Consider the following 5935-nt stretch of genomic DNA (forward strand, 5'->3'; position numbering starts at 1 on the left):
GCCGGCGCGGCCGGGATGGAGATGCAGAACTCGGTCACCGCCCAGGCGAGCCGGGCCGGATCGTCGGCGTCCACCAGCGTCACCTCGCCGCCGAAGCGGCTCATCAGCCGGCGCGAGATGTGGAGCCCGAGGCCGGTGCCGTGCCCGGGCGGCTTGGTGGTGAAGCGCGGCTCGAAGACGTGCGCGCGGATCTCGGCCGGGATGCCCGTGCCCGCGTCGGACACGCGCACCTCGATCCCGTCGCCGGCCGCCTCGAGCACCCGCACCTCCACCCGCCCCGCGGCGACACCATCCACCGCATCGAGCGCGTTGGCGATGAGGTTCGTCGCCGCGTGCACCAGCGCGCCCGGCGCCCCGAAGCCGTCGGGCAGGTGCGCCGCGGGGGTGAACGCGAACCGGGGCCCGAGCGGGCGGACGCGGAGCGCGAGCAGGTCCACCGCGCGCGCCACCACCGGCGCCACCGCGAAGCGCACCGGCTCGCCGTCCCCGGCGCGGAACAGCTCGTCGTAGCCGTTCACGACCTCGCCCATGCGCGCCAGCTGGCTGCGCAGGATCCGCCACGCCTCCTGCTGCGCCAGCCCCGGGCCGGCGGCGCGCTCGAGCAGCGTGGCGGCCGCGTCGGCGCCCATGAGCGGCTGCCGCAGCTCGTGGAGCAGCGCGGGCGCGAGCAGCTCGGCGTCGAGCAGCGCCAGTCCGGGCGGGTCTTCGTGCTTCCTCTTCATGCGCGCTCCGTCAGGCGAGGTGCGCGGCCGTGGCCGCCGGGAGCAGCACCGTGATGGCCGCCCCCGCCCCCTCCTCGCTCTCCACCACGATCCGCCCGTGGTGGGCCTCCACGATGCTGTGCGACACCGACAGCCCCAGGCCGACGCGGCCCGGGTGCTCCTTGGTGGTGAAGAACGGGTCGAAGATCCGCTCGCGGATGGTGACCGGGATGCCCTTGCCGGTGTCGGCGATCCGGAGCCGCAGCGCCTCGCCGTCCACCGTGCCGAGCGAGACCTCCAGCGAGCCGCCGCGCGGCATGGCGTTGATGGCGTTCTCCACCAGGTGCGCCACCACCTGCTGGATCTGCACCGGGTCGCCCTGCGCGTCGGGGAGCCGCTCGTCGAAGCGGGTGGTGAGCTCGATGCCGGCGGCGCGCAGGCGGTCCTCGTAGAGCGCGAGCGCGGCGCGGACCGGGCCCACCAGCGAGAAGCGCCGGCCCTGCATCGACCGCTCCTGGTCGGCGAAGCTGCGCAGGTCCTCCACCACCCGCGCCACGCGCGCGGTCTGCTCCTGGGCGCGCCCGATCATCTCGGCGTGGGCGCTGCCCGCCGGCAGCTCGCGCTTCAGGATGGCGAGGTAGCCCACGATGGCGGTCATGGGGTTGTTGAGCTCGTGCGCCAGGCCGGCGCCGAGCGAGCCGAGCGCGGCCAGGCGGCGGGTGCGGAGGATCTGGTCCTGCGCGGTCTTCAGCTCGGCGGTGCGCTCCTCGACGCGCGACTGCAGCTCGCGGTTCCAGCCGCGGATCTCCTCGTCGCGCCGGCGCAGCTCCCCGGTCATGCGGGCGAAGGCGCGGCCGAGCTCGGCGATCTCGTCGCGGCCCTTCTCCGACACCGGGGCCGAGTAGTCGCCGGCCGCGATGGCCGCGGCGGCGCGCGAGAGCCGCTGCACCGGCCGCGTCACCATCCGCGCCAGGAACGCGCCGACGAGCAGCGCCAGCACGAGCGCCACCCCGGACCAGCCCACCGTGTAGAAGCGCAGCCGCTCCGCCGCGCTGAACGCGACCGCCATCGGCTGCGCCACCACCGCGCCCCAGCCCAGCGAGCCGAGCGGCGCGAACGCGGACAGCCAGCGCTCGCCGTCCTGCCGCCGGACCAGCCGCGACCAGGCCAGGCCCTTGCCGAAGCCCACCTCGGACAGCCGGCGCTCCTCGGCGGTGAGCGGCCCGGCCTGCACCCCGGCGATGAGCTCGCCCTTCCCGTCCACCAGGTAGGCGAGCCCGCCGGCGGCGGACAGCTCGGAGATGCGGTGCTCCACGTCGCGGAGCAGGATCTCCGCCGCGAGCGTCCGGTCCTTGCCGATCCGCAGCGCCACCGCGATGCGGGCCGGGCCGCGCTCGCCGCGGTACGGGGCCGAGATCGTGGTCGCGCCGGCCTTGGCGGGCGCGCGCGGGATCTGCCGGGCGAAGCGGTCGAGGTCGCGGTCGTCCACCGGCTCGCGGCCGGCCAGCGCCGGGTCGCGCTCCGGCCGCCGCTCGAACACCGGCCCGGCCACCGGCGTGTTCGCGTCGTCCACCAGCACCAGGATCGAGACGAACGGGAGCTGGCGGTACGGGATGTCGAGCACCGCGGACAGCTCGCCGCGCGAGAACTCGTCGAACGGCATGGCCGAGACCGCGAGGCGCAGGCTCTCCACCGAGTTCCCGACGAACCGCTCGGTGAACAGCGCCAGGTCCTCGGCGGCCTGGACCTGCATCCGGCCGACGGTGCGCTGCAGCTCGTCGCGGCTCACCGTGTACGAGACGAGCCCGAGCAGCGCGACCGGGAGGACCCCGACCGCCAGGAGCACGAGCCCGATCTTCGCGCCGAACCGCATGCGGTGCCCGGGTCCTTCCCGAGAATGCCGTCGAGTTCCGCCGCGGGGACGCCGGTTGCCCGGCCGTCCCTCACAGGAGGGGGAATATGGCCGCCACCTGGGAAGGTGGACAAGCCTCGCAGGTGGCGGAATGTCCCACAAACCTGGGACGGAGCGAAGGAAAGTCGGGCGGCGGCGGGCGCGCGACCCCCAGATGGACGCGCTCTCCCAGTGGAATCCCGCGCTTTCAGAGTCGTTTGACTGCCCCGCGGGAATCGGTATGGTGCGCGCGCTTGCCCTCCCAGGGAGACCCTCGATGACGATGCTCGAGAAGCTGATGCCGAAGTCGGACGACTTCTTCTCCGACTTCGAGGCGCAGGCGGCGACCGTGGTGGAGGGGGCGAAGCTCCTGAAGCAGCTGCTCGAGGACTTCACCGACGTCCCGAGAAAGTGCCAGGCGATCAAGGACGTCGAGCACAAGGCCGACGACATCACCCACCGCGCCTTCGCCCGGCTGCATACCCAGTTCATCACCCCGTTCGACCGGGCCGAGATCCACCGGCTGCTCTCCCGCATCGACGACGTGCTCGACCTCGCCGACGCGGCCGCGGAGCGCCTCGGCCTCTACGACATCGACCAGGTGCTCCCAGAGGCGCGCGACCTCGCCGCCGTGCTGGTGGCCCAGGCGCTGAAGATGGAGGAGGCGGTGAAGGGGCTCCGCAACATGAAGAAGGACCCCGGCACCATCCTCGAGGCCTGCAAGGAGATGAACGTCCTCGAGAACCAGGCCGACCACCTCACCCGGACCACCATGGCGAAGCTGTTCAAGCGCGGGAACGACCCGCTCACGGTCATCAAGTGGAAGGAGATCATCGATCTCATCGAGACCGCGACCGACCGGGCCGAGGACGTGGCGAACGTGATCGAGGGCGTGGTGCTGGAGCACGCCTAGACGATCCCACCCCTCCCCGCCGCGCCCCGGTCCGCCGCCATGCTCATCCTCGTCGTCCTCCTCGTCCTGGTCGCGCTCGCCTTCGACTTCATCAACGGGTTCCACGACGCCGCGAACTCCATCGCGACCGTGGTCTCGACCCGGGTGCTCTCGCCGCTCGTGGCGGTGGCCTGGGCGGCGTTCTTCAACTTCATCTCCGCCATGCCGGTGCTGTGGGGCGCGGAGCTGAAGGTGGCCGCGACCATGGGCAAGGGCATCGTCCACTTCGAGCAGCTCAAGGCGGGCGGCATCTCGCTCGTGCTGATGGTGGTGTTCGCCGCGCTCATGGGCGCGATCGTCTGGAACCTGCTGACCTGGTGGTGGGGGCTGCCGTCGTCCTCGTCGCACGCGCTCGCCGGCGGCATGATCGGCGCGAGCCTGCCGCCGCTCGGGTTCGCCGGCCTCATCCCCTCCGGCATCCTCAAGATCGCCGCGTTCATCGTGCTCTCGCCGCTCATCGGCATGGTGCTCGGCTCGCTGATGATGGTGGCGACCGCGTGGGTGGTGCGGAAGAACACGCCGGCGCGCGTGGACCGCTGGTTCCGCCGCCTCCAGCTCGTCTCGGCCGCGATCTTCAGCTACAGCCACGGCACGAACGACGCGCAGAAGGTGATGGGCATCATCTCCGTCATCCTCTACGGCACGATCTGGGCGGACCGCGCCGCCATGACGCCGGGCCACTTCCCGGTGCCGTTCTGGGTGGTGCTCTCGTGCCACGCCGCCATCGGCCTCGGCACCATGTTCGGCGGCTGGCGCATCGTCCGCACCATGGGCCACAACCTCACCAAGCTGCAGCCCATCGGCGGCTTCTGCGCCGAGACCGGCGGCGGCGTGACCATCCTCGCGCTCGCCCACCTCGGCATCCCGGTCTCGACGACGCACACCATCACCGGCGCCATCGTGGGCGTGGGCTCGACCAAGGGCACGCGCGCGGTGCGCTGGGGCGTGGCCGGCCGGATCATCTGGGCCTGGGTGTTCACCATCCCGGCCGCGGCGCTCGTCGCCAGCGCCATCTTCCTCGTGACCCGGGCGATCGTGAGCGTGCTCGGCGTCGGCTGACGCTCAGTCGCCGCGCCGCCGCGAGGCCAGCATCCCGCAGGCGGCGTGCTCGTCCTGGCCGCCGGAGTAGCGGCGGACGACGGGCGTGCCGGGCAGCTCGCGGGCGAGCGCGTCGCGGAACGCGTTCCACTCGTCCTCGTCGGGCGGGCGGTAGCGGCCGGAGGCGTCGTTCACCGCGATGGGGTTGAGGCGCACCGGGATCCCGGCGAGCAGCCGGCCCAGCGCCGCCGCGTCCTCCTCGCCCACGTTCACGCCCGAGATCATCACGTACTCGAGCGTCACCCGGCCGCGCAGCGCCGCGTGCTCGCGGATCGCCTCGACCAGCTCGTCGAGCGGGAAGCCCTGCTCCACCGGCATGAGCGCGCGCCGCTTCCAGGGCATGGCGGCGTTGAGCGAGATGCACAGGCGGAACTTGTGCCCCTCGGCGGTGTAGCGGCGGATCATCGGGACCACGCCGGCGGTGGAGATGGAGATGCGCCTGGCGTCGATGCGCGCGCCGGCCGGATCGCAGAGCGCGTAGGCGGCGGCGAGCACCTCGTCGTAGTTCAGGAACGGCTCGCCCTGCCCCATGAACACCACGCCGGTGATGGGCCGCTGCGAGTCGGCTCGCACCGCGAGGAGCTGCGCCACCATCTCCCAGGAGCGGAGCGAGCGATCGAGGCCGAGCTTCGCGGTGGCGCAGAACGCGCAGCCGAGCGCGCAGCCCGCCTGCGAGGACAGGCACACCACGTGGTGCGTGTCGTAGAGCGGGATGCGGACCGTCTCGACCCGCAGGCCGTCCGGCAGCTCGAACAGGTACTTGCGGAAGCCGTCGCGCGCGTCCACCGCCTCGAGCAGGCGCAGCTCGCCCGGCGTGGCGAGCGCGTCCACCTCGTCGAGCACCGAGCGGCGGACGTTCCGCGCGTCGCGCAGCGGGGCGCCGCGCCCGATCACCGCGCCGGTGATCCGGCGCGCGTCCTCGAGGGAGATGCCGGCCCGGCGCGCCAGCGTGCGGCTGTCCTGGCCGGCGAGGTGGAGCACGGCGGCCAGATAGCATAAGTTCGCGCCGATGAGAGCACTCGCCGCCGCCGCACTCCTGTTCCTCGCGGGGTGCGTCACGTACAGCCAGCCGCCGGAGAACGCTCCGCCCCCTGCGCCGGAGGGCGAGGCGCCGCCCGAGGCCTCGCCACCTCTGCCGCCGGCGCCGGCGCCGCCCGCGCCGTCGCAGCCCGGGCCCGCGCCGCAGGCGCAGCCGCCGCCGGCAGGTCCGCCGCCGCCGGGAGCCCCGCCGCAGGCGGCGCCCCCGCCCGCGCCGCGCCCCGGCTACCTGGGCCGCGACCAGGCCATCGAGAC

The 5935-nt window shown here is 73.4% G+C and carries 5 protein-coding genes and 1 pseudogene; 3 read left to right on the forward strand and 3 right to left on the reverse strand.

Going from position 1 to position 5935, the window contains the following annotated elements:
- Together PSR1_RS21060 and PSR1_RS21065 are read right to left on the reverse strand one after the other, a co-directional pair.
- Nucleotides 1-722 (reverse strand): sensor histidine kinase (locus PSR1_RS21060; protein ID WP_059439336.1); only part of this gene is annotated, 722 nt, incomplete at its 3' end.
- A 10-nt stretch (nt 723-732) separates the two neighbouring features.
- Complete coding sequence (locus PSR1_RS21065; protein WP_237758182.1) at nt 733-2574, reverse strand: PAS domain-containing sensor histidine kinase; 1842 nt, start codon at nt 2572-2574, stop codon at nt 733-735.
- Between the two features lie 295 nt (nt 2575-2869).
- On the opposite strand from PSR1_RS21065, the gene PSR1_RS21070 reads away from it, so the two are divergent.
- Nucleotides 2870-3505 (forward strand): DUF47 domain-containing protein, encoded by a 636-nt coding sequence (locus tag PSR1_RS21070; protein WP_082100337.1) that lies wholly within the window; start codon nt 2870-2872, stop codon nt 3503-3505.
- Nucleotides 3506-3544: 39 nt separating this feature from the next.
- Nucleotides 3545-4603, forward strand: a complete 1059-nt coding sequence (locus PSR1_RS21075; RefSeq protein WP_059439337.1) for an inorganic phosphate transporter — start codon at nt 3545-3547, stop codon at nt 4601-4603.
- A 3-nt stretch (nt 4604-4606) separates the two neighbouring features.
- On the opposite strand, the gene PSR1_RS21080 is transcribed toward PSR1_RS21075, so the two are convergent.
- On the reverse strand, nt 4607-5623 hold the full coding sequence (locus PSR1_RS21080) for a radical SAM protein (protein ID WP_059439338.1): 1017 nt from the start codon (nt 5621-5623) through the stop codon (nt 4607-4609).
- 28 nt (nt 5624-5651) lie between these two features.
- On the opposite strand from PSR1_RS21080, the pseudogene PSR1_RS24720 reads away from it, so the two are divergent.
- Nucleotides 5652-5935, forward strand: a pseudogene (locus PSR1_RS24720) (hypothetical protein); the annotation flags it as partial.

It is taken from the genome of Anaeromyxobacter sp. PSR-1 (assembly GCF_000964525.1).
In the GTDB taxonomy this organism is placed as follows: Bacteria; Myxococcota; Myxococcia; order Myxococcales; family Anaeromyxobacteraceae; genus Anaeromyxobacter.